The following is a 24171-nucleotide window of genomic DNA, read 5'->3' as shown; positions in this document are numbered from 1 at the left end:
TTTGACTTTTTGGTATTCTAAAATCAAAAAAAATTGATAAAATTTCTTTAGTTAAAAAAGAAATTATACTAAATTAGTATAGATTTGTTACTAATATAATATTTTTGAAATTACTTTAAATTTAAATAGGGTTTTTGTTTATTATGTCTAATGAAAAATACCTTGGCATCCATATAGATATATCTAAGGATCATGAGCTATCAGAACAAGCACAACAATTGCTTACTAATTACTATTGTCTAGAGAATGAACCCTCTCCACAATATGCTTTTGCAAGAGCTTCTGTTGCATACTCTTTTGGCGATATGAACCTTGCGCAACGCATATATGATGCTGCATCTAAAGGTTGGTTTATGTTTGCATCTCCGGTGCTTTCAAATGCCCCTCTTCCAGGTGCAAAAGTTAAATCATTGCCAATAAGTTGCTTTTTATCTTATGTTCCAGATTCATTAGAAGGCCTTATAGAACACTCATCTGAGCTTAGATGGCTCTCAGTAAAAGGTGGTGGTGTCGGTGGACACTGGTCAAATGTAAGAGCTGTTTCAGATAAAGCTCCAGGACCGATACCCTTTATGCACACAGTTGATGCAGATATGGTTGCTTATAGACAAGGTAAAACTCGCAAAGGCTCTTATGCTGCTTATATGGATGTTTCTCATCCAGATATAGTTGAATTCTTGGGTATACGTGTACCAACAGGTGATGTGAACAGAAAGTGCTTAAATCTACACCATGCAGTTAATTTAACTGATGACTTTATGCAAGCAGTTGCTGACGATGCAGATTGGAAACTTGTAGATCCTGATGACAAAACTGTTAGAGATATAGTCAAAGCTCGTAAAATATGGGAAACAATTCTAGAGACTCGCTATCGTACTGGTGAACCTTATTTAAACTTTATCGATACTGCGAATAGAGCGTTACCAAAATCACAAAAAGAGCTTGGTTTAACAATTAAAGGCTCTAACCTATGTAATGAGATTCATTTAGTAACTGATGAAAAGCGTACAGCAGTTTGTTGTCTTTCTTCAGTAAATTTAGAAAAGTATGATGAATGGAAAGGTACATCTCTAATTAAAGATTTAATTAGATTTTTAGACAATGTTTTACAGTTTTTCATAGATCATGCTGGAGATGAAATTTCTAAAGCTAGATATAGTGCTTCTCGTGAAAGAAGTCTTGGCTTGGGTGCTATGGGCTTTCACTCATATTTACAGAAGCATAATGTTCCATTTGAATCTCAAAAAGCCAAAGAAATTAATGAAGAGATATTTAAGCGTATAAAAGAGCAAGCTGTAGAAGAGACTCTAATATTGGGATCTGAAAAAGGTGAAGCTCCTGATATGGCTGGTACTGGTCGTAGAAATGCTCACTTATTAGCAATAGCACCTAATGCCAATAGTTCTCTTATATTAAACACTTCGCCAAGTATCGAGCCTTGGAAAGCAAATGCTTTTACCTCAAGAACTAGGGTTGGTTCACATTTAACTAAGAATAAATACTTAGAAAGAGAGTTAGAAAAGGTTGGTAAAAATACTGAGGAAGTTTGGTCAGATATTATTACTAATGGCGGCTCTGTTCAACAGCTAGAATTCTTGAGTGATGATATTAAAGCTGTATTTAAAACAGCAATAGAAATGGATCAAGATTGGGTTGTATATTTAGGTGGACAACGTCAAAACCATCTATGCCAAGGGCAATCTCTTAATATATTTTTTCCAGCTGGAGCTTCTCGTGGTTATCTCCATAAAGTTCACTTCAATGCTTGGAAATATGGTTGTAAAGGATTATATTACTTAAGAACAGAGACTTCTAATAGAGCCGAAAATATCTCTAAGAAGGTTGAAAAAAATAGGCTTGTAGAATTCTCAGAGTTAAAACAATCTGAGAATGAATGTATCGCTTGTGAGGGCTAAAATATGAAAGTAAAAATATATACTAGAAATGGCTGTCCATTTTGCGTATGGGCGAAACAATGGTTTGATGAGAATGAAATATTCTTTGAAGAAACCATAATGGATGATCACTCTCAACGTCTTAGATTTTACGAAGAAATGAATCAAAGTGGTAAAGTTGCTTTCCCGATTTCAACTGTACCACAAATATTCATTGATGATGAGCATGTTGGTGGCTTTACAGATCTTAAAGCCAATGAGAAAGAAATCTTAGCTAAGAAATAGGTAATAATAGTGGAAGTAAAAATATATACAAAAACGAACTGTCCTTTTTGTGACCTCGCTAAAAGTTGGTTTGGTGCAAATGATATTCCTTTTACACAAATTACTCTTGACGATGATGAAAAGAGACTAAATTTCTATGCAGAAGTAAATAAGAATATCCTACTCGTTGAGGAACATGTTAAATCAGTACCACAAATATTTGTTAACGATGTACATATTGGTGGCTATGACAATTTAATGGCTAGAGCTGGTGAAGTTATTGCTCGTGTCAAAGGTTCTTCTCTAACAACTTTTTCTAAGACATACAAGCCATTTAGCTATCCTTGGGCAGTTGATCTAACTGTCAAACATGAGAAAGCTCATTGGATAGAAGACGAGATAGATTTATCAGAAGATGTAACTGACTGGAAAAATGGTAAAATCACCAAGGTTGAAAAAGAATATATTACTAATATTCTAAGGCTATTTACTCAATCGGATGTAGCTGTTGGTCAAAACTATTATGATCAATTTATTCCAGCTTTTAAGAATAATGAGGTCAGAAATATGCTTGGCTCATTTGCTGCACGTGAAGGTATTCATCAAAGAGCATATGCTCTTTTGAATGACACTCTTGGCCTTCCAGATTCTGAGTATCATGCTTTCTTAGAATATAAAGCAATGACCGATAAAATCGATTTTATGATGGATGCGGATCCTAGTACTCGTCGTGGTTTAGGACTTTGTCTTGCTAAGACAGTATTTAATGAAGGTGTAGCCTTATTTGCATCATTTGCAATGTTACTCAACTTCCAACGCTTCGGTAAAATGAAAGGTATGGGTAAAGTTGTTGAGTGGTCAATCCGTGACGAATCAATGCACGTCGAAGGTAATGCTGCATTATTTAGAATGTACTGCCAAGAAAATCCTTATATAGTTGATAATCAATTCAAAAAAGAAATATATCTAATGGCTAGCAAAGCTGTTGAACTTGAAGATAAATTTATTGATTTAGCTTATGAGATTGGTGCTATCGATGGTCTAAAAGCTGATGAAGTAAAAGAGTATATTCGTCACATTACAGATAGACGTTTAAATCAACTTGGTTTAAATGAAATATATAGTATTGATAAAAATCCTCTTACTTGGTTAGAGTGGATCTTAAATGGTGCTGATCATACAAACTTCTTTGAGAACCGAGTAACAGAATATGAGGTTGCAGGTCTAACAGGTAACTGGGATGATGCTTATCAGCACTAACTCTACTTTTTATTAATTTTTTCTCATAATTAGTTTCTTTTATATCCCTTACAAAAATTTTAAATATCTATTTCGTATAAAGCTATGTTTTAATATTCATAGGTAGTATAGATAAATATTAAAAATGGATTTTCAAAATTTAGAAAATATTATTAACCATGATATTTCACATGGCTTCTCAGGAGTAGCTGTGAATGTGGTTTTTCATAACAAACCTATTTATAAAAATAATTTTGGTTACGCATATAGATATAATCAAGAAGGAAATCTTGTCAGTAACCCACAATCTTTAAGAGATAATATGCTTTTTGATATAGCTTCTCTGACAAAAATTTTTGCAACCACTTATGCAGTCATGTACTTATATGAGCGAAAAAAAATCAAACTAGATGATAAGATAACAAAATATATTCCAGAGTTTAAATTTGAGAATACCTCTTATATCCCAACTATTCGAGATTTATTAAATCATGCTACTGGTGTAGCTCCGTTTTTTGATTTTTATAATAATCATATTGCAGATTCTCTATATAGCCAAGACAGAGAAACTACTATCAGATTCTTAAAAACAAAGATGTCTGTCATTGAACCAGCACAAAAGTATTGTATCTACTCAGATATAGGTATGAAAATATTAGGATGTTTAATTGAGACTATAACTAATCAAAGAATGGATGATTTTCTAGAAAAAAATATCTATTCGAAAGCCGGTGCTCAAAATACCTGTTTTAATCCTTTGGAAAAAGGCTATTTACCAAATCAAATAGTAGCAACTCAAATTGACGGCCATACTAATTGTGGTACTACTAATTTTAATAATATAAAAACTGATACTCTTCGAGGCTTAGTTCACGATGAAAAAGCACTCTACTCAATGAGCGGTATTGCTGGTCATGCAGGATTATTTTCTACTATTGACGACATTACCAAACTAGCAGGCCTGTTATATCAAGAAAATACATTTTTTACTCAAGGCACCATAAAAGAATTTAGTCAACCATCTAACATTAACCCTTCTTTTGGATTAGGGTTTTGGACAGCAAATGGACGCAAAAACAGACCTTTTTTTGGTGAAAAATGTAGTGATCAAACTATAGGACATACTGGATTTACAGGTCAATGCTTTATTTCTGATTCTCAAAATAAGATTACCATTATAATTATGTCGAACAGTGTGCATAGTCCTATTATCTATCCTAGAATTTTTGAAGGCAAAACTTATAGAACAGGCATGTATGGACAATTAATAGACTCGATATATACGGAGTTAGATTTATGAATTTAAATTTTAGATACAGTTTTAAGTTTATTCTTCCTGTATATATCATCTCAGCTATTATTGGTGGCTATGCCTTAGCAATTGTTGGAGGCATTGGTAAAGATATTCAATATAACTTCGACCTGGATAATCACCAGTTATCTATTTTATTAGGCTTAGTATTCCTAGGAGGTATTTTAGCAAAAGTTGTTTGGCTAGCTACAGATCGAATTGGTCGAAGAGCAATGATAATTTCTTTTGCAATAATGTATATCATAGGAACTTATCTTTTTGTAATATCTAATAGCTATAATATTCTAATAGTAGCCAGATTTATTCAAGGGGCTGCTATTTTACTTTGTACTTATGCATTTCCTATATATATTACAGAAATATCTCCAGCTAATAGAAGAGGTATGTATGTAACTTTATTTCAACTATTCTGGACAGCTGGAATGTGTTTATCAGGAGTTATAATATTTTTCTTTTATAATGCTCTTAGCTGGTATCAATATTTATACATTACAATATTTCTTGTAATAGTTTTGCTCGGCTTGATTTGTATATTGCCTCCCAGCCCTACTTGGCTTGTATTAAGAAAGAGGTACGATGATGCATATCTAGTCATAAGTAAAACTCAACCTACTTTGACAAAGCTGGAAATACAAAAGCATATCGAAGAAGTTAGAGTTAGCCTCAGAGAACACCAGCCTAAGACTTTTTTACAAAAAATTTTAATTGGAAAAGATATTTGGCCTGTTTTATTAGTAACAACAATCTTAATCTTAAATCAGTTGACTGGTATTAATTTTATTATTTTTTCTTCAGAGCTAATTCTTTCACCATTAACAAATAACATTTATATAACTCATATAGCAAACTCTCTAATTTTATTTGTTAACTTTGGAGTCACTATATTAACCATCTTTTATATAGATAAGTGGGGAAGAAAAAAAGTTATCTTTACAGGACTAACAATTGCATTAATAAGCATGATACTGCTAGTAGTATTATATAGCCTACCTACTTTTGACTATAATTACATACTAGTAATTTTGTTCTTAATAACATGTATTGCCGGATTAGCATTTGGTCCTTCTGGAGTCATCGTAACCCTTATAAATGAACTATTACCTAACAGAGTAAGAATTATTGGTATTTTCATAGCAGGTGTAGTTTCAATGTTATTTGCATTCTTCTTTATCGGATACTTCTTGCAAATAGGCGAGAGATACGGCTTTAATATTATGTTTGGAATTATTTTTATAAGTTCATTTGTATATTTATTGATTGTTAAAAAACTTATTCCAGAAACTGCTGGCAAAACATTAGAAGAAATAGAGAATGAGTTTCAGTAAAATCTTAATTAGTATTTAAAACATAACAACTATTTACTCTTTTAAAACCTCTAATTCTTCTAAAGCTTCAAACCATTCTAATTCAGTTTGTTCTATTTTTTCTTTTAACTGAGAATGCTCAAGTAAAGTTTGCTGAAGTTTTTGTTTATCATCATATAAATCCTGATTTTGGAGAGCATCTTGCATTTGTTGATCTTGCTGTTGTAATTTTTCTAATGCTTTCTCAAGTTTTTTAACTTTATCCTGTATAGGTTTTAGCTGTTTTCTTTTATCTGCAGATAATTTTCTATTTTGCTTTTTAGTATCATCACTAGATTCTGGTGACTTACTTGATATATTATTCTCAGTCTTTTTAACTTCAAGAATATACTTATAATAATCTTTCATATCCCCATCAAAAGGCTTAACCTGCCCTTCACCAACAAGCATATACTCATCAACTGTTGATTCTAATAAAAATCTATCATGCGAAACTAATATTATAGCTCCTTGGAAACTCTGTAATGCTACAGTTAAAGCCTCTCGAACGCCAATATCTAAGTGGTTTGTTGGTTCATCTAGTAATAAAAAGTTAGGCTCTTGATATACAATCATTGCTAGAGCTAATCTAGCCTTTTCACCACCAGAAAAGGTTCCTGCCTTTGCCAAAGCCTTATCGCCCACAAAGTTAAAACTGCCTAAAAAAGTTCTAAGCTTTTCTTGAGTTGCTTGTGAGTCTAAGCGTTGCATATGTAATAATGGCGAGGCTTCAGAATCGAGCATATCTAATGAGTGTTGCGAGAAGTACCCTATTCTAAGATTTGGATGCTTTTCAATCTTACCTGATAAAATATCAATCTCACCAATTAGAGATTTAATCAAAGTTGACTTACCAGCTCCATTTAAACCCAATAGACCTATACGCATCTCATTATAGATATTTAGTTTTACATTATTTAAGATCTTCTTATCACCATAACCAAGATCAGTATTTTGTAAACTGACCAAAGTACCTCCTAGATGCTCTTTAACTTGCTTAAATTCAAAGCTAAATTCAGAATCTGACTTAACAGCTTCTATTCGCTGTATTTTTTCTAACATCTTGACACGACTTTGTGCTTGTTTTGCTTTTGAGGCTTTAGCTTTAAATCTATCAACAAAACTCTGTAAATGAGCAATATGCTTTTGTTGTTTCTCAAACTGCTTTTGTTGTAGTACTTTTTGCTCATAAGACTGCTTTTCATAAGATGAATAGTTACCAGTATAAGTATCTATATTCTTATTATCGATATGAAATATTTGCTTGACAACATTATCTAAAAAGATTCTATCATGTGAAATAAGTAGTAAAGAACCTTTATATTCTTGTAGATACTCTTCTAACCATAGTACAGCATCTAAATCTAAATGGTTGGTTGGTTCATCAAGTAATAAAATATCTGACTCTTGCAGTAGTGCTTGAGCAAGATTTAAGCGTATCTGCCAACCACCTGATAGCTCTTTTACCTTTTGTTGGAGTTGACTAACGCTAAAACCCAAACCTGACAGCAGTTTACCAGCTTGAGACTCTATTGCATAACCTCCTAAAGATTCATACTCTTCATGATATTTTGAGTAATCTACAAAGTTCTCAGACTCTAAAGATTTTTGCATTTGGATCTTCAATTGTTTTAAAGATTCTATACCATTGACTACATAATCTATCACTTTAGCTTCGAAATCATCAACCTCTTGCTTAACAGTAACTATACGGGTATCTTTAGCAATCTCAATATCGCCCTTATCTGGTGTTAGATTGCCTCGTACAAGGTTAAAAAGTGTCGTTTTACCCGTACCATTTTTGCCCACAAGACCTATTTTTTGATTAGGAAAGATTGAAAAGTTAATACTATCAAAAAGTTCTTTTATCTCTACTTGATAAGATACATTTTTAAAGAAAATCATTTGTTTTAATATAAATATTTCATTAGCTAAATTATATACATTGAGTATTTATATAAAAGTGATTTTCAAATATAAGCTACTGATTTAGTTTATTTAGTAATGATAGATACACAAAGCAAACAATATAAGCAACTACAGTACCCCAATTAATACCCATAATTGGATATAACCAATATATTAATAAATCATATATAACTAGTATTGATACTCCATAAGAAAAATGTTTTAGCACTCCTGGAAATAATAAATTCTTGTATCTAAAGATTAAAACAGCAATCACAGAGGTTAACATTACAGGAAATGATGAAAAGATCCCTGCCCATTCATGTCCTACTATATTGGCAATCCCCGTGATTAATAGGACAAACGAAGCTACTAAAAAAATTCTAAAAGCTATAACTTTAAATATATTAACAGGCTCAAGCTTAATATTCTCTGTAGCCGAATTTTCTTTGACAACTATCTTAAAGAAGATAATAGTTAATATCATTGTGATTATAAAAATTATTAGTCCTAATGACAAAGTAATATTAAACTTTGTAAAAATGTAAGCACTTGTGAAATAAGCGACAAATCCTATACCAAGTGCGCTAATGGTATTAATAAATCGTTGATTAGAGAAAAGCTTACTACCGAAATAAAAGCCAATAGTAAATAACAGCATAGAAGCAAACCCTACAAGTGCATAAGGCATTGAATCTATCAAAAACTGTAATCCATTCTCACGCGCATAAAAATAAGTAAAAAGACCAACACTAAGTGGTAAACCTGAAAATAAACCTCCTAATCTAGGACTTTTCTCAGATATATATATTAATCCTAGTACCATTAAAGCTGATAATATTATTTTTATGACAATCAACAACATATAAAAAATACCTTTATAAAATATAGACTAAAAGTTTACACTATTTAGTATTTTTATAAATCATTTTACAGATCTAATAATGCTATACTAATCAAAGCATTTATCTATATTGGTATCTATGATGCAAAATATAATTGTTGTCTTATTTAATGAGTTTGAAACCTTAGATGTTTTTGGACCAGTTGAGGTTTTTGGGAGTTTCAAAGAACACTTCAAACTTGAGTATTATTCTCTAGAAGGTGGTAATGTATATAGTAGTCAGAATGTCTGTATAAATACCAAAAAACTCTCAGATGCTAATTCAAAAGACTCGATATTATTTGTGCCTGGGGGTATTGGTACAAGAGAGTTAATATACAATACAAAATTAATAACTGAATTAACTAGATTAGCAAATAATGCTAAATATATACTTACAGTCTGTACAGGTTCATCCTTATTTTCACAAACAAATCTGCTTAATAGCAAAAAAGCCACCTCTAATAAAAAAGCTCTAAAATGGACAAAATCTATAGCTCCAGATGTAAACTGGATCGACAAAGCTAGATGGGTAAAAGATGGTAATATTTATACAAGCTCTGGCATAAGTGCAGGCATAGATATGTCTCTTGGTTTTATCGCGGATATCTTAGGCTATGATGTAGCTAAACAAAAAAGTATTGAGCTAGAATACTCATGGCAAGAAGATGCAAATGTTGATGAATTTGCAGATATTTATAAATAGTTAGTCATTTGCAAAGAGTTTTAAAACGCTATCAAGCTGAGGCTGTTGAATATTCCAAAATATAATATTAGCTCCAATATAATTCTTATCAAAATCATATAATTCTGCTGGTGTAAATTTCTTCAATGTTTTTGGATTTGTGTATGTATAATCAGGCTCTTGAACTGCAATAGCTATAGTATTTATATCTGCCTTATATTTATATAAAAATTGATAACTATTTTTCATCTGACTTTTTCGATATGGTACTGTGTCAGGATTACCTATGCCGATATTATTTTTGATTGCTATATCAAATATCTCTTGCATAAAGCCATGATCATTATTCCATTCACACGGTAAGAAATTGATATATTGGACTACTTTGCTTTGCTTAAACTGTTTTTTAAGATAAAGCATATTGCTAACTACCGAATCTACATAAGTCTTACAAAACTTATCCGTTAAAAACTTATCATCTATATCAATAGATGTTTCAGGTAAGTTTATACCCGCTATTTTACCATCATATTTTTTAGCTAGCTGATCTATCAACTTATGAAATCTCTTGTTTACTTTAGGATTCCATTGTTTAGTAACCCAACCAGCACCTAAAGGCTGCCCCTCTCCTGCGAAATCAGTTTGTCTGAGCACTCCATCATCATAAGTTTTAGATTGTAAGTATTTTGGAACTGGAATACGCTTAATTTCAAATGATTTATCTTGTAGCTGTATAAATAGCTTTTTATTATATTTTTTGAGTAATTGATAATCCTCCTCGATATCTGAAAAATCATAGTTATCTTCTTCTGGCTCCAACCTTTTCCAAGAATAAACTATTTGAGCACCTTTTACCTGAGGATTATCAATTACTTTGAGATGATCTTTTACAGAACCTCCTCCTAAAAATAAATATAGCTCTGGATTACTCGCAAAACATAAATTAAAGGCCATAAAACTTACTATAAGTATAATTATCTTTTTCATATATATCCTAAATTAAAAACTACAATCCATTAGAGTGTATAATAGCGAGTAGTTGTCAACCAAAAACTTATACAGCAAATATCCTTATGAGTAAAACAAGAAAAATCATACATATTGATATGGATTATTTCTTTGCTCAGGTAGAGGAAAAAACAAATCCGAGCCTCAAAGATAAACCATTTGCTGTAGGTGGTACAAATCCCAAACGCGGTGTGATATCAACATGTAATTATATAGCTAGAGAATATGGTGTACATTCTGCTATGCCAACAGCTATCGCTCTTCAAAAGTGTCCAGATCTTATACTTCTAAATACGGACTTTGCAAAATATAAAGCAGATTCTGCGATTATTCGTGAGATATTTTATTCTTTTACAACTAAAGTGGAGCCTCTATCTCTTGATGAAGCGTATCTAGATGTTACGGATGTTACAGTATATAAAAATAGTGCAACACTAATTGCTCTAGCGATTAAGCAAGAAATTTTTAACAAAACGGGACTCACAGGATCAGCTGGAGTAGCTCCAAACAAACTACTTGCAAAGATAGCTAGTGATATTAACAAACCTAATGGCTTATATGTAATCACTCCTGAGCAAGTTAATGATTTTGTTAAAAATTTACCAGTTAAGAAACTTTTTGGTGTTGGTAAGGTCTCCCAAGAAAAACTAAAAAGTATGAATGTCGAGACTTGTTCAGATTTGCAGCAACTAAGATTAGCTACTCTAGTAGATAAGTTTGGTAAATTTGGAAGTAGTTTATATAACTATGCTAGAGGTATAGATAATCGTGAAGTTAATCCAGTTCGTATTCGTAAATCTGTAAGTGTTGAAAATACATACCTTGAAGATCTAAAGACTCTCGAGGCCTGCCTAGAGAAACTACCAAGTTTATATGATAAATTGACTAGTCGTATAACTGACGAGCATTATAAGTCTATTATTGGTATTGTTGTCAAATTTACAGATACAAAATTTAATAAAACCAGTCTGACTAGAGTAGCAAAAATACTAGATAAAGAAGTGATAAAAAATCTAATAATTGAATTACATCAGAAACAAAATCACCCTATTCGATTGATTGGTATAGGTATAAGGCTTGGAGAAGTTGATGACAGGCAGATGGAATTGTTTTAATATATAGTTATTACTATTTTATATTTTTTATTATTTGAGATATTTTTTCTAAAGATCCTATATCCATTTTTTTACTCTTACTAACTTTTATTGAGTTAGCAGGATTTATTTCTAATGTTCTTAACCATAGCTTATGTAATTCATCGGTAGGAAATTCTTCTAATTTATCTTGCTCATTCTCACTAAGCAATTTTTTATATTCTAGTTCTACACTATATTTATGTGAGTACTCTTCGTGTAGTACTTCAGCTATATAAATTCTTTTCTGAAAAAAGAAATAAACTAATGCTAGAAATATTGTAAGAGGTATCATCAAAAAAACATCAAAATAATTTTTCTGAAATTCTTTAATTAAGCTACTATAAAAATATGTTATTAAGATAAATGTTCCAAATAAAATAAATATCATAAATATTTTCCAAATAACTATACTAGATTCATAATTCTCTGCCCGATATCTAAAAAAAGACATATCTTCTTTATAATTCTTGATTATAAGGTTTTGCATTGTTATGAATATTCCACTCATAGCTAAAAGAGCAATTCCAATAATCATTAGATCTTTTTTTAAAAGAATTGTTTCTAATATTAAAAATAAAAAACCACAAAAACCTAAAATCAAAGAAAAAGCTATTGCTGCTTTATCTTTTGTATCAAACCATTTTAAAAAATTTATAATTCTATCTTTAAGCATATTAAACCTCTCATACCCTAACTTTATAATTGATAACAAAAGTTAAGTATAAATAAAAAATATTATTTATATCCAAAAGTTATCTTCTTTATCTTATTTTTTTTAAATTACTATATTGATTTTTTATACTTTTCTAAAGCCATAAAAATCTCCTGCTCATCCACTAACTGATTTAGTTTTTGCCTAAACTCTTTTGAGCTAGGTAAATCTTGAAGATAAAAACTTGCATGAGTACGGATTTCTTTAACAGCTACTTTTGCAGTTTTAAGTTTGATGAGCCTTTTCAAATGCTCTCCTAAAACTTCAACTCGTTCAAAAGCTGTTGGTGGCGGTATTAGCTCACCTGTATTGAGATACTCGGCAATTTGCCTAAAAATCCAAGGATTACCACGAGATGCGCGCCCCACCATCACAGCATCTATTCCTGTATGGTTAATCATTGCTTTTGCACTCTTTGGACAAAACACATCGCCATTACCAATAACCACAGTATCAACCGCTTTTCTGACATCACGGATAATATCCCAATTTGCTTTACCAGTATACATTTGTTCACGCGTACGTCCATGGATAGCAATAGCACTTACACCAGCATCCTCACATGCTTTAGCAACCTCTATAGCATTGATGTTTTCATCATCCCAACCAATACGCATTTTTACAGTTACTGGTTTATGTACTGCCTTTACTACAGCTGTTAGTATTTCATGAATTCTATCGACATCTTTAAGAAGTGCTGCTCCAGCTTGTAGTTTTTTAGCAATTTTTGGCATAGGACAGCCCATATTTATATCCAGAAAATCACATTCAGTATTCTCTGCGATATATTTTGTAGCACCAACAAAACTCTCTAAATCTGTACCAAATATTTGTATCCCAAGTGGTTTTTCACTGTTTTCCATGTAGAGCATTTCTATAGTTTCCCAGTTACGCTCTACTACGGCTTTGTTACTTACCATCTCGGTATATATCAGTCCTGCTCCATGCTCTTTACATATAGTACGAAATGCACTATCACAAAAACCTGCCATTGGTGCAAGTACGACATTATTTTCTATTTCAATATCAGCTATTTTAAAGCCCATCTTTTACACCATCTAATAGAAACCATTGCCCCATTTGTTTGGGTTGACCAAAGCTTATACCATATTTTTTAAACTCTTGTTGAACTTCATCAACTTGATTTTCTATTATACCTGATAAAGCTAATTTACCACCATGCTTTAGACTACATGTAATACTATCAACTAGACTTATAAGTACATTTGAAAAAATATTTGCCACAACTAAATCAAACTGTTGTGTAGGTAGGTTATCACTAAAGTGGGTTTTCTCAGCAACATTATTTTCTTGAGCATTTTTAATAGATGATTCTATTGAGTTTGGATCAATATCTATACCTTCGGCATAACTTGCCCCTAGCTTAACAGCTCCAATAGCTAAGACTCCAGTACCACAACCATAGTCTAGTACTTTCGAATCTTTGCTAATATGCTGTTCTAACCATTCAAGACACATTTTAGTTGTTTCATGATTACCACAGCCAAAAGCAATACTAGGATCAACTATTATATAAGTATGCTCATTATCTTGAGGTAGCTGTTTCCAATTTGGATAAACAACTATATTCTTACCTATTTCTATAGGTTCGTAATCATATAACCAAGCAGCTTCCCACTGCTGATCTTTGATTATTTTATAATTTATTTCACTTTCAACTATATTTTCAAACTTTTGTTGAATATTAGCAATGATAACATCTATATTATGATGGTTCTCATATAAGACTGTAATACTGACTATATCATCGGATTTATCTATTCTTGTTACAGAACCTGCATTGTTATCAAAGAGATAATCCTCGACTATATCAAAATATTTAGATTTTAGCGTAAATTCTAACTGGTGCCATTGTTGCATTTTATAAAAAAATAGTTCAAAACTTTATATATCGTAAAATAATACTAAATATACTAATTAACGGCTAGATTAAATTTATTATTTAGTGTCTGATAATTAACCTTATTTCAACAATCTTCATTTTAATTTTCTTATTTTGACCTAGTTCTTCTTAACCAAAAAATGATTAACAATCCTCAGTACATGCACTGCCATATATCCAGCACTAGCCACTAACAAGCCTGCGACAAAACTACCTAAAAACAACGGTTTCCAAAATTCATGTAAATGATTGAGCATATAAGAATCAAATGTTTCCCAGTCTGAGATATAAACCTGCTCTCCAAGCAAAAAGCATCCAAATATATAGTTTCCCAAATACATCGGTACCCAAGTCAAAGGATTACTAATCCATACTGTTGAAATCGCTATTGGTATATTAGCTCTCAAAATTATAGCTGAAATAACTACAGGAGTCGTTTGCAGGGGCAAAGGAATCATCATCCAAAAAAAGCCGACAAAAACACCTCTTGCCACAGTGTCATAATTAGCAATCCATAGACTTTTATCTGTAATTCTATGCACAGCAAAGCCGAGTAATTTAGAATTTTCTAATCTTCTTCTCTTTCTAATTAGTTTTCGAGCTCTTCTTGTATTCATAAGCTTATCTTCTACAAAAAGTTTCTATTAAGAATAACCCAACCTATGGCTGACTATATGACCAAAATAGTCTATTTGCATCATCACCAGGGCTAAATTCTACTTGCTTATTGTCTATATATTCACCATATCTTGAATTAATGAATTGTCTATCTGGTGGTACATAAGCAGCACCTTGAGCTCTCTCTTGCTCAACTTCAGGACCATAATACATTGTATATGGATTTGCTGGACGCATATAAGAGTAGCTGATTGCTACACTCATCAAACCAAGTGTCATTAAAATTATCTTTTTCATTTTATATCTCCTTTAAAAGGCTTTTAGGCCAAAATTAATTATAACCTTTTTTAGTTACTTATATGAAAAAAATTTAACTTTAGACTATCGATATTTTGTTACAATTATTCTTAGTAAAAATATATACATAAGTAACTATGCAACAATATAGTAACAAATATAATAAAAAAGCTATTTTGTTAGTTAATCTAGGTACACCAAATAACTATGATGCAAAATCCATCAAAAAATATCTTAGAGAATTTTTATCTGATCGAAGAGTAATAGAAGCTAATCCTTTATTATGGAAGCTAATCTTAAATTTAATTATTCTACCAATTCGTTCAAAAAAGAATGTCCATACTTATGAAGCCGTATGGAATAAAGCACATAATAAATCACCTCTGCTCCTATACACCGAGAATCTAGCGAAAAAACTAGATCAAAGAAGCGATAATTATATAGTAGATTGTGCGATGCGTTATGGTAATCCAAGCATTGAAAGTAAGATTAAAAGCTTACAAGATCAAGGGGTAACTGAGATAATAGTATTTCCACTATATCCTCAATATTCTGCGACTACTACTGCAACTGTGTATGATGAGGTTTATAGAGTCTTATTAAAGCTAAGATGGCAACCTACTATCAAAGCAATAAATCCTTACTATGATAATAAGTTTCATATTCAAACCATTAGTCAACAAATTAGAAATTATCTGCAAGCTACAGACTCATATCCGGATATAATTTTATTTTCTTTCCACGGCTTACCAAAGGAATATTTTGATAAAGGTGATCCCTACTATTGCCATTGTCACAAAACTTATCGCTTGGTCAAAGAAAACCTGCAAAATGAATATCCTGATATAGATTTTGAATTATCATTTCAATCTCGTTTTGGTCCTAAAAAATGGTTAGAACCATATACAACTGTCAAACTAGAAGAATTTGCAAAGCAAAATAAAAAAGTTGTAGTTATAGCCCCAGGATTTAGTGCCGATTGCCTAGAAACATTGGAAGAGCTAGCAATCACTGAAAAAGAAAACTTTATTGAAAAAGGTGGTAAAGAGTTTAATCTGATTCCATGTTTAAATGACTCTGATGAGCATGTCGATATGTTATACAAAATCATAGATGGTGAAATATGTCTAAAAAAATAGCTATACATTGGTTTCGTCAAGACTTACGCCTTGCGGATAACCCTGCTTTACATCAGGCTAGTCAAGCAGATGAAACAATTACAATATTTATACTAGACGAGAATCAAGAGATTGGTGGTGCTAGTAAACTTTGGCTTCATCACTCTTTGAACAGCCTAAATAAATCTCTAGATAATAGACTCCATTTTTTTAGAGGTAACCCTCTAAAAATCATAAAAAAACTTGTCAAAGAAAATAATATCACAGATTTTTATTGGAATAGATGTTATGACAAGTACAGTATTGATAGAGATACTCAGATTAAACAATTTCTGCAAGAGCAAGATATAAATATAAGTAGTTTTAATGGAAGTCTACTTATCGAACCATGGCAATGTAAAAAAGATGATGGCACACATTATAAAGTATACACTCCGTTCTACAAGGAGCTTATCAAAATTAGAAAATATCGCTCAAATATTGCCAAACCATGTTTTAATTCGCTAGAAAAGCTAGAGACTGCAGCTGACTTAAGCTCTTTAAAACTATTAGAGCCAAAACTTTCTTGGCAAAATATAATAGATCAATGGCAAATTGGCGAAGTTGCCTCGCATCAAATCCTTGAGGAGTTTCTAGATAGTAAAGTAAAAGAATACAAAACAGCCAGAGACTTCATGAGTACAGACTCAACTTCTAAATTATCTCCATATTTACACTTTGGTGAGATATCACCTAACCAAATTTTTAATGCCGTGCAAAGTCTAGACTATATTGGTAACAATGAAGAGCACTTTATCAAAGAGTTAGTTTGGCGTGATTTCTCTTATTATCAGATATATTATTATCCTGAACTACATAACAAGAACATCGACCAAAAATTTGATAGTTTTGAATGGGATAATGATCCTACTCTTCTCAAAAAATGGCAAACAGGACATACTGGCATCCCGATAGTAGATGCGGGCATGAGAGAGCTTTGGCAGACTGGCTATATGCATAATCGCGTACGTATGATAGTTGCTAGCTTTCTTATCAAAAACTGTCTTATCCACTGGAAATATGGAGAAAAATGGTTTTTTGATACTTTATTTGATGCTGATTTTGCTAGTAATAATGCTAACTGGCAATGGGTTGCTGGTTGTGGTCTAGATGCCGCTCCTTACTTTAGAATTTTTAATCCTGTACTACAAGCTGAAAAATTTGAAGCTTTTGAATATATCCGTAAGTATGTACCTGAACTTAAGTTTCTACCGGATAAGCTAATTGCAAAGCCATGGGAAGCAAGCGAGCTAGTATTACAAGAAGCAGGAGTTAAATTGGGCGATAATTATCCAAAACCTGTAGTAGACCTCAAAAAATCTCGAGACAAGGCATTAGAGTTGCATAAGAAATTAAATATCTTAGCTGTATAGCATCTTAAATTTAAACATTAATCTTATGCTATAAATAATATTTTGTTTTAGTTAGAAATCAGATACAATCATTATTTTTTCAAACTATAAATAATGCTTAAAAAAAACTCTTCCTCATCATTAAATATTAAAACCATTATATTTTTACTTATGATTCAAATTAGCACATCACTTCTTTTTTTAGGAATGGAAATTATACTTACTAAAAAATTAAGTACTAGCGACTTTGGAGACTATTCTGTAGCTTATAGCGCCACTACAATTGCTTATATTATATGCTTACTTGGTGCAGATATAGCGGCTTTTAAAGTTATTGGATTTGCAGTAAAATCTAATAATAAACCCATTATTAAATCTTTTTTAATCTATACTTTTATTATAGTATTATTCATGTCTATTTTTTATTATTTAATTGCTTTCATTGGATATATAATTACTAAATATATTTTATCTTTTACCCATCTGCATCCAATATTTATAACCACTATTTTTATACCCATCATGGCTATGAGTTTCTTTTTTTATAAGATATTGATAGCTTTATTTAAGCCAATTTCTGCAAATTTCATTTTCAGATTGCTTCTTACTTCAATGATGTTAGCTGTTACACTAACTATATTTATAAATAATTTGCATTGTAGTACAAATATAATAATTTTACTAATTATGCTACCTTGGATAGGTATATGTTTAACGTTATTTATAATGGTATTAAAGAAACTAAATATATATAATTCTAAAGCAGAGAATTTACGAATAAAAGAATGGATATCTATTGGGTTATCCGGTTTGCCTTATAATCTAGTTATAATTACTATTTCATACTTAGGCGTTATTGGAGCTGAAATATTTTTAGTAGATGAAAGAATGGTTGGTATATTTGCTGTTGCTGCTTTTTCTTCACAAATAATCTCAAATATTATTATAATATGCATGCAATCTTTAGTTTTACCTTATATTGTGATAGCAATACATGAAAAATCCATGACTAGACTAAGGAAAATAATTACAAGAAATATAATAGCAATGACTTTATTAAGTACATTAATGTTTTTAGTAGTATGCCTATATGGTCAGGACATATTATCTATTTATGGCCAAGAATATATTAAAGGCAACAATATATTTATCATCTTTATATTAGTCCAAGGATTTGTTTGGATAGGGTTTCTATCAGTTCCAACTTTGCTTTATCTAGGTAAAAGTAAATTTGTTATACTTAGTTCTATTTTTCTTATTTTTCTTCTAATCATATTTATTTGTATTTTTGGTTATATATTTCAAGAATTAGGAATTGCTTTTGGAATACTATTTGTTGTCGCTCTAGTTTTTCTATCTCAGACTTTATATGCATATAATTTAACTTACAAATAATCTTCTAAAGCTTTTATATATATTACCTTCTCTTTTCTTATTATTAATAATTTTTAAATATTTTATTACCTAAGAGGTTCTCTAAAATTTAAGCTTAATAAATTGCTTATATTGCTGCCCTTTCTTGAGCTTAATATCTGACTTATCATAGTTTTTGCCAATTACTGGTACAAACTGTGGCTCAAAACATATTGCATGAAATTTCTGTGAATTTAAACCATTTGATAACTTCAAACCATCAGGAAAATTAGTAGTATATATCTGCGTAGCTGGATAAGAACTTGTTGCTACAAGCTTTCGTCCACTGATCTCATCTGTCAATTTAATAGCCCCATCAATAATATAACAATGATCTATCCCACCACCACTAAAATATTCAAAATTAGTTTCTAATTTATCTGCAATAACTGATTCTTGACTAAAATCCATTTCATAAGGAATTTTTATAATTTGCTTAGGTATACTGTTCGTATCAGTTATTACTACTCTCTTTGCAGATACTTGTAGTTTATGATTTTCTATAGTAGCTTTAAAATCTCCAGATAAATTATAGTAATTGTGGTTTGTGAGATTTAATAATGTATCTTCATTAGCTATAGCTTCAAAATAGATTATTAGTGAATTTTCTTGTAATTCATAAGTTATATCAATCTGTACATCTGCTGGAAAACCATCATCTGATGATTTTTGAATACGACTAAATTTAACTTTATTTTGATTAACTGTATAATCAAATCGCTGATGAGAGATATTATTAAAACTTCCATGAAGAGTATTAATAGATTTCTCATTTTTACTAACACTATACTTTTTATTATTTAAGATAAACTGACCATCTTTGATTCTCCCAGCTACCCTACCGATACTAGCACCATAATATGATGGATTATTAAAATAATTTTCTATATCTGCATACTGTAAGACTATATTTTCAAACTTACCACTGTTATTTCTAATTCTAAGAGAATATACAGTAGCTCCAATATCTAATAGTTCTAATTGGATATTATCATTTTCTAATGAAATTACATTTAGGAAGTTTGGTGCAGTTTTAATTCTTCTAGTAGATACTTTTAGCATAGTCTAATATCAATTTTGCAACTTGTGATTTTGATATATTATTATACTCTTTTAAATTATTTTCAGATAAGATTGTTACACTTGAACTATCATTACCAAATACTTCGGTTGAATTAGCAACTATCATATTTAGATTTTTTTTGGCAAGCTTAGATCGAGCATATTCAACTATATTTTCAGACTCAGCCGCAAAGCCTATAGCAAAAATACTTGGATATGACTTTTTACAATTTGCTAAAACATCAGGATTTTTAATAAACTCTAAAGTTAAAGTTTCATCAGTTTTTTTAATTTTATTATTAAATTTATTTTTGATCTTATAGTCAGCTACTGCAGCACAACCAATAAAAATATCACTATCTTTAGCTTTCTCGAGCATTGCCTGATTCATATCATCAGCACTTTTAGTATCAATGATTTCTAAGTTAGGATGTTTAATATCAAAACTTATTGTAGTTTTTGCTTTTAATACTACTACATTTGCTCCTCTTACAAGTAATTCTCTCACCAAAGCAATACCCATCTTACCAGAGCTGTAATTTGATAAGTATCTAACACCATCGATATCTTCTACAGTTGCTCCTACTGTTATCACTACTTTTTTAGCTTTGAAATCTTGAGCAACATTCAATAACTCAAATAAAACTTCAGGCTCATGTAATCTGCCACTACCTATATCTCCACAAGCTTGAATGCCTTGATCTGGAGCAATCAAATTAAATCCTATATTTTGAAGCTTTGTGATATTAAGCTGAGTTAGTTGATTTTGCCACATATTTACATTCATAGCAGGAGCTATATATACTTTAGAATTATCCTCATTAGCTAATATTGTTTGACTTAATAAATCATCAGCTAAACCATGAGCTAATTTTGCAATAGTATTTGCTGAAGCAGGAACTATAAATATCTTATCAGCCCAACGTGATAAATTAATATGTGCCATACTTTGACTATATTCACTCATATTCAAAGATTCATCAGTGTAGACATTACAGCCTAAAGCAACTAAAAGTTCAGGCTTTATAAACTGCTGTGCTCCTTTAGTGACTATAGCTTTACACTCAACACCACTTTTAATAAAAAGTCTTATCAAATTTATAGTCTTAAAAGCTGATACACTACCAGTAATCCCAAATAAAATCTTATTACTCATAAATATTAATCTCTATTTATTTAATATCTTCTCTCTTTTATAAAACATTATTATTAGTAAAACCATAATAGCTACCAATACAGCTAAGATATTTACATTCATTCTAAATGTGCTTTCATTAGTAATCCAATAAGCAAAAATAATCCCAAAGAAAATACTACTAGTCCTACCTAAGGCAAATATCATATTAGTAGCTAATGAGCGAACTTCTGTCGGAAATTCAGTGGCTGCATATTGTGCCCACATAATGTTATAACCACCACCAATAAGCCCAATAAGTATTCCATAGAAAAATATGAAATCACTAGATACATATTTATACGCAAAGATACTCACTAGAAATATAACTATATTTATTACAAAAAATAAACTCGGTGATTTAAAATATTGGTTATATATTCCGCTAAGAATACTACTAATAATATTTCCTGCAAAAAATCCAAATAGAAACAGCTTAACTAAACTTGCAAAATCTATGTCATTCGCGATGAATTTCACCAGTGCAAACATTACAGTTATTACAAAAAAATAAGGCAGCGTAATTAAAAAGTTAAGAATCAGTGGTTTATTATAATTTCTGATAAGAAAACTAATACTTCCCGTATTTTTAAATTTATCAGATTTATACAACTCTATAAAATGTGGGGACTCTTCTAACACTCTTCGAAATGCGTATATACCCAAACCAGCAAATCCACCGAAAACGAACATCACTTTGTAAGAGAAAACACCAAAAAGTGTAGCAACAACTCCACCCATTACACCTAAAATATACAAAAGACTCATTCCCCAAGCGGCTAATCGAGGCGGAAAAAATTCTACTATCAAAACACTAGATACAGCAAACTCACTCGCTAGAGCCAAGTATGCTAAAAATCTTAGCAGCATAAAAATGTAAATATTATTCACAAATATACACAATAAAGTAGTCAACGAATAAAGCAAAATACTATATTTTATAACAGTAATACGCCCAAACTTATCAGCCAAGATACCAAAGAGGATTGCACCGACTAAGATACCAACCATTTGAATATTATTTATCAAGTAATAAGTTTGTTGAATTTTAGTAGAATCAAAAATTCCAAATTGTTGCTTTAATAAATCAACATAAGAAACACTAAACACCGTTAAATCATAAAAGTCTATAAAATAACCTAAACAAAGGATTATTAAAATCCATTTTGCATTTTTCATTACTCAAAATAAATTGATAATATTAGAGATGTATTATAGATAGATAAAAGTTTAATGACTATAGCTAAAAAGCATTAATCGACAATAATATTCTTCTCATTTGCTGTAGATCTACAAAATGCTACATAACGCTTATCAGTCACAAACCAATAGAAGACAATACCAACAACTGCATCAGCAAAATAGTTTGTGATAGGTGTAGTCAAACAAACAAAAATTATAAATGGTAATATAAGCATCAGAAGGTTCTTAATTCCAACTCTTCTAAACTCAAGACTTGCATATATAGTTATAAGAACTACGAGTATAGCACTCATATTAATTTGTGTTTGAATCTCCACAGTATTAAGTAGTAATGTCAAAACTACAAATACAACTAAACCAAATAATCTAGTACGTGGTGCTAAAGCTCCCATACTCACAGGTGCTGCCATATATCCAATAATATGAAAGCCTGTCACAACCAACATTAAACCTGTCCAGTTGTCTGAGAAAAACAGAAATATAACTGACAATATAAAGTTTGCAAGAAGAGATCTACGCGAAATATTTACAACTGGAGTAATCTTAGCAAAGTATCTAGGCATCTGCCCTTCTGAGGACATTGCATATAGCATTCTCGAAGATGCACCTAAATATGTATACCCCGTAGCGGATGGACTAACAACACTATCAACTATAAGCAAAAATGATATATATCCAAGTCCTAATAATGTCGCTAGCTGTAATAATGGTGAATCAAAATCTAAACCAGCCCAACCACCTTTTTCTAAAAGATATTGATGAGGTACCGCTTGCATGAATGCATATTGTAAGCCTAGATATAAAGTCAGAACTATTAGTAGCGCTAGAATAATAGCTAATGGGATATTTCTACCAGGATTCTTAACTTCACTAGCATAAGCAACTACAGTTTGAAAGCCATTGAAAGTATATATTAAACCACCTGCAACAATAGCTGTTAATGCTGAGCTAAATCCAAACTGGGAATTATTAGGGATATCATCTGAGAACATACTTACATGATCAGAACTATGCATAAGTGCATAAGCTATAAATATAATAACAATTATAAATGGAACCGCCATTTTAAAAACTGTTATAGCATTATTAACTCTAGCTAGTAGTTTGACACCATAAAAATTAATTACTAGATATATAAATAGTACAACTAGTGCAAAAGTCATCCCTGACATAGTTAAAACACCATCGTGCATCAACCACTCCATAGCTTTAACACCTGATAAATATTGTGTAGTTGCTAAAGCCTCTGATGAAATAACCACTACAATACCAAACCAGTTTGCAAAAGCAAATGGCATTGCAAAAATACTATTATGAGATATCGCGCTCGATCTAGTAGTAGCTCCTCTTACTGGATACAGAGATACAACTTTACCAAGACATAGCGCAATCATCACAACAATTAATGCTGCTAAGATCCATGCTAAGAACGCCCAGTTACCAGCATTTTTAGCTGTAAGCTGAGCACTAAATAGCCAACCTGAGCCGACCATACAAGTAGTACCGATTAAAACGGCACTAAACAACGACATCTTTTTTACAGATACATTATCACTCATATTCATTCCTTATAATTGATTTAAAACTAGACAAAAAAATACTTTTCA

The 24171-nt window shown here is 31.1% G+C and carries 22 protein-coding genes; 10 read left to right on the top strand and 12 right to left on the bottom strand.

Annotated elements, in window-relative coordinates; genetic code table 11:
• Positions 1-143: 143 nt before the first annotated feature.
• From F7308_RS06325 to F7308_RS06305, 5 genes are all read left to right on the top strand, one after another.
• The gene (locus F7308_RS06325) at positions 144-1916 is read left to right on the top strand and encodes a ribonucleoside-diphosphate reductase subunit alpha (RefSeq protein ID WP_013923024.1); all 1773 of its coding nucleotides are present in this window, start codon (positions 144-146) and stop codon (positions 1914-1916) included.
• Positions 1917-1919: 3 nt separating this feature from the next.
• Complete coding sequence (locus tag F7308_RS06320) at positions 1920-2180, top strand: glutaredoxin (protein ID WP_041263737.1); 261 nt, start codon at positions 1920-1922, stop codon at positions 2178-2180.
• A 6-nt stretch (positions 2181-2186) separates the two neighbouring features.
• Complete coding sequence (locus tag F7308_RS06315) at positions 2187-3419, top strand: ribonucleotide-diphosphate reductase subunit beta (RefSeq protein WP_041263735.1); 1233 nt, start codon at positions 2187-2189, stop codon at positions 3417-3419.
• A gap of 124 nt (positions 3420-3543) precedes the next feature.
• On the top strand, positions 3544-4698 hold the full coding sequence (locus tag F7308_RS06310; RefSeq protein ID WP_013923021.1) for a serine hydrolase: 1155 nt from the start codon (positions 3544-3546) through the stop codon (positions 4696-4698).
• A complete protein-coding gene (locus F7308_RS06305) occupies positions 4695-6035 on the top strand; it encodes an MFS transporter (protein WP_013923020.1) in 1341 nt (446 codons plus the stop codon). Before F7308_RS06310 ends, F7308_RS06305 begins: the two co-directional genes overlap by 4 nt.
• Before the next feature lie 33 nt (positions 6036-6068).
• Here F7308_RS06305 and F7308_RS06300 read toward each other — a convergent pair whose 3' ends face one another.
• On the bottom strand, positions 6069-7958 hold the full coding sequence (locus tag F7308_RS06300; protein ID WP_013923019.1) for an ABC-F family ATP-binding cassette domain-containing protein: 1890 nt from the start codon (positions 7956-7958) through the stop codon (positions 6069-6071).
• 76 nt (positions 7959-8034) lie between these two features.
• Complete coding sequence (locus F7308_RS06295; protein ID WP_013923018.1) at positions 8035-8826, bottom strand: hypothetical protein; 792 nt, start codon at positions 8824-8826, stop codon at positions 8035-8037.
• A gap of 121 nt (positions 8827-8947) precedes the next feature.
• Here F7308_RS06295 and F7308_RS06290 point away from each other — a divergent pair, with 121 nt between their 5' ends.
• Complete coding sequence (locus F7308_RS06290; protein WP_013923017.1) at positions 8948-9550, top strand: DJ-1/PfpI family protein; 603 nt, start codon at positions 8948-8950, stop codon at positions 9548-9550.
• On the opposite strand, the gene F7308_RS10310 is transcribed toward F7308_RS06290, so the two are convergent.
• The gene (locus F7308_RS10310; RefSeq protein ID WP_013923016.1) at positions 9551-10516 is read right to left on the bottom strand and encodes a hypothetical protein; all 966 of its coding nucleotides are present in this window, start codon (positions 10514-10516) and stop codon (positions 9551-9553) included.
• Between the two features lie 86 nt (positions 10517-10602).
• Between F7308_RS10310 and dinB the strand changes: the two genes are divergently transcribed.
• Entirely contained in the window at positions 10603-11652 is a 1050-nt protein-coding gene (gene dinB / locus F7308_RS06280; RefSeq protein WP_013923015.1) for a DNA polymerase IV, read from the top strand.
• Between the two features lie 13 nt (positions 11653-11665).
• Here dinB and F7308_RS06275 read toward each other — a convergent pair whose 3' ends face one another.
• The 5 genes from F7308_RS06275 to F7308_RS06255 all read right to left on the bottom strand — a co-directional run bounded on the left by F7308_RS06275 (position 11666) and on the right by F7308_RS06255 (position 15203).
• Entirely contained in the window at positions 11666-12346 is a 681-nt protein-coding gene (locus F7308_RS06275) for a hypothetical protein (protein WP_013923014.1), read from the bottom strand.
• A gap of 110 nt (positions 12347-12456) precedes the next feature.
• Positions 12457-13431, bottom strand: coding sequence for a tRNA dihydrouridine synthase DusB (dusB, locus tag F7308_RS06270; protein ID WP_013923013.1), 975 nt, complete (start codon positions 13429-13431; stop codon positions 12457-12459).
• Positions 13421-14266: a 50S ribosomal protein L11 methyltransferase gene (gene prmA, locus F7308_RS06265; RefSeq protein ID WP_013923012.1), complete on the bottom strand. Its 846-nt coding sequence runs from the start codon at positions 14264-14266 to the stop codon at positions 13421-13423. Before prmA ends, dusB begins: the two co-directional genes overlap by 11 nt.
• 141 nt (positions 14267-14407) lie before the next feature.
• A complete protein-coding gene (locus F7308_RS06260; RefSeq protein WP_013923011.1) occupies positions 14408-14905 on the bottom strand; it encodes a DUF2062 domain-containing protein in 498 nt (165 codons plus the stop codon).
• Between the two features lie 43 nt (positions 14906-14948).
• Positions 14949-15203 carry a hypothetical protein gene (locus F7308_RS06255; protein ID WP_013923010.1) on the bottom strand — a complete coding sequence of 85 codons (255 nt, stop codon included), beginning with the start codon at positions 15201-15203 and terminating at the stop codon, positions 14949-14951.
• A gap of 137 nt (positions 15204-15340) precedes the next feature.
• On the opposite strand from F7308_RS06255, the gene hemH reads away from it, so the two are divergent.
• The 3 genes from hemH to F7308_RS06240 all read left to right on the top strand — a co-directional run bounded on the left by hemH (position 15341) and on the right by F7308_RS06240 (position 19107).
• Positions 15341-16342: a ferrochelatase gene (hemH, locus tag F7308_RS06250; RefSeq protein WP_013923009.1), complete on the top strand. Its 1002-nt coding sequence runs from the start codon at positions 15341-15343 to the stop codon at positions 16340-16342.
• A complete protein-coding gene (locus tag F7308_RS06245) occupies positions 16327-17733 on the top strand; it encodes a cryptochrome/photolyase family protein (RefSeq protein WP_013923008.1) in 1407 nt (468 codons plus the stop codon). The genes hemH and F7308_RS06245 overlap by 16 nt, the downstream gene beginning before the upstream one ends.
• Before the next feature lie 93 nt (positions 17734-17826).
• Entirely contained in the window at positions 17827-19107 is a 1281-nt protein-coding gene (locus F7308_RS06240) for a polysaccharide biosynthesis protein (RefSeq protein WP_013923007.1), read from the top strand.
• Positions 19108-19188: 81 nt separating this feature from the next.
• Here the strand turns inward: F7308_RS06240 and F7308_RS06235 are convergent, their stop codons facing one another.
• The 4 genes from F7308_RS06235 to F7308_RS06220 form a co-directional block, all read right to left on the bottom strand.
• On the bottom strand, positions 19189-20187 hold the full coding sequence (locus F7308_RS06235; RefSeq protein WP_013923006.1) for an aldose epimerase family protein: 999 nt from the start codon (positions 20185-20187) through the stop codon (positions 19189-19191).
• Positions 20168-21343: a bifunctional phosphopantothenoylcysteine decarboxylase/phosphopantothenate--cysteine ligase CoaBC gene (gene coaBC, locus F7308_RS06230; RefSeq protein ID WP_013923005.1), complete on the bottom strand. Its 1176-nt coding sequence runs from the start codon at positions 21341-21343 to the stop codon at positions 20168-20170. Before coaBC ends, F7308_RS06235 begins: the two co-directional genes overlap by 20 nt.
• Positions 21344-21355: 12 nt before the next feature.
• On the bottom strand, positions 21356-22540 hold the full coding sequence (locus F7308_RS06225) for an MFS transporter (protein ID WP_013923004.1): 1185 nt from the start codon (positions 22538-22540) through the stop codon (positions 21356-21358).
• 74 nt (positions 22541-22614) lie between these two features.
• Positions 22615-24123, bottom strand: a complete 1509-nt coding sequence (locus F7308_RS06220) for an APC family permease (RefSeq protein ID WP_013923003.1) — start codon at positions 24121-24123, stop codon at positions 22615-22617.
• Positions 24124-24171: the final 48 nt, after the last annotated feature.

Origin of the sequence: Francisella salina (assembly GCF_000219045.1) — a bacterium.
Classification (GTDB): domain Bacteria; phylum Pseudomonadota; class Gammaproteobacteria; order Francisellales; family Francisellaceae; genus Francisella; species Francisella salimarina.
This window is presented reverse-complemented; position numbering and strand designations above follow the sequence as displayed.

Coding starts and splice junctions, on each gene's coding strand:
- F7308_RS06290 (WP_013923017.1), top strand. CDS start 8,948: ATGCAAAATATAATTGTTGTCTTATTTAATGAGTTTGAAACCTTAGAT.
- F7308_RS06325 (WP_013923024.1), top strand. CDS start 144: ATGTCTAATGAAAAATACCTTGGCATCCATATAGATATATCTAAGGAT.
- dusB (WP_013923013.1), bottom strand. CDS start 13,431: ATGGGCTTTAAAATAGCTGATATTGAAATAGAAAATAATGTCGTACTT.
- dinB (WP_013923015.1), top strand. CDS start 10,603: ATGAGTAAAACAAGAAAAATCATACATATTGATATGGATTATTTCTTT.
- F7308_RS06300 (WP_013923019.1), bottom strand. CDS start 7,958: ATGATTTTCTTTAAAAATGTATCTTATCAAGTAGAGATAAAAGAACTT.
- F7308_RS06220 (WP_013923003.1), bottom strand. CDS start 24,123: ATGAGTGATAATGTATCTGTAAAAAAGATGTCGTTGTTTAGTGCCGTT.
- F7308_RS06310 (WP_013923021.1), top strand. CDS start 3,544: ATGGATTTTCAAAATTTAGAAAATATTATTAACCATGATATTTCACAT.
- F7308_RS06225 (WP_013923004.1), bottom strand. CDS start 22,540: ATGAAAAATGCAAAATGGATTTTAATAATCCTTTGTTTAGGTTATTTT.
- F7308_RS06240 (WP_013923007.1), top strand. CDS start 17,827: ATGCTTAAAAAAAACTCTTCCTCATCATTAAATATTAAAACCATTATA.
- F7308_RS06305 (WP_013923020.1), top strand. CDS start 4,695: ATGAATTTAAATTTTAGATACAGTTTTAAGTTTATTCTTCCTGTATAT.
- F7308_RS06275 (WP_013923014.1), bottom strand. CDS start 12,346: ATGCTTAAAGATAGAATTATAAATTTTTTAAAATGGTTTGATACAAAA.
- F7308_RS06235 (WP_013923006.1), bottom strand. CDS start 20,187: ATGCTAAAAGTATCTACTAGAAGAATTAAAACTGCACCAAACTTCCTA.
- F7308_RS06295 (WP_013923018.1), bottom strand. CDS start 8,826: ATGTTGTTGATTGTCATAAAAATAATATTATCAGCTTTAATGGTACTA.
- F7308_RS10310 (WP_013923016.1), bottom strand. CDS start 10,516: ATGAAAAAGATAATTATACTTATAGTAAGTTTTATGGCCTTTAATTTA.
- hemH (WP_013923009.1), top strand. CDS start 15,341: ATGCAACAATATAGTAACAAATATAATAAAAAAGCTATTTTGTTAGTT.
- F7308_RS06255 (WP_013923010.1), bottom strand. CDS start 15,203: ATGAAAAAGATAATTTTAATGACACTTGGTTTGATGAGTGTAGCAATC.
- F7308_RS06260 (WP_013923011.1), bottom strand. CDS start 14,905: ATGAATACAAGAAGAGCTCGAAAACTAATTAGAAAGAGAAGAAGATTA.
- prmA (WP_013923012.1), bottom strand. CDS start 14,266: ATGCAACAATGGCACCAGTTAGAATTTACGCTAAAATCTAAATATTTT.
- F7308_RS06320 (WP_041263737.1), top strand. CDS start 1,920: ATGAAAGTAAAAATATATACTAGAAATGGCTGTCCATTTTGCGTATGG.
- F7308_RS06245 (WP_013923008.1), top strand. CDS start 16,327: ATGTCTAAAAAAATAGCTATACATTGGTTTCGTCAAGACTTACGCCTT.
- coaBC (WP_013923005.1), bottom strand. CDS start 21,343: ATGAGTAATAAGATTTTATTTGGGATTACTGGTAGTGTATCAGCTTTT.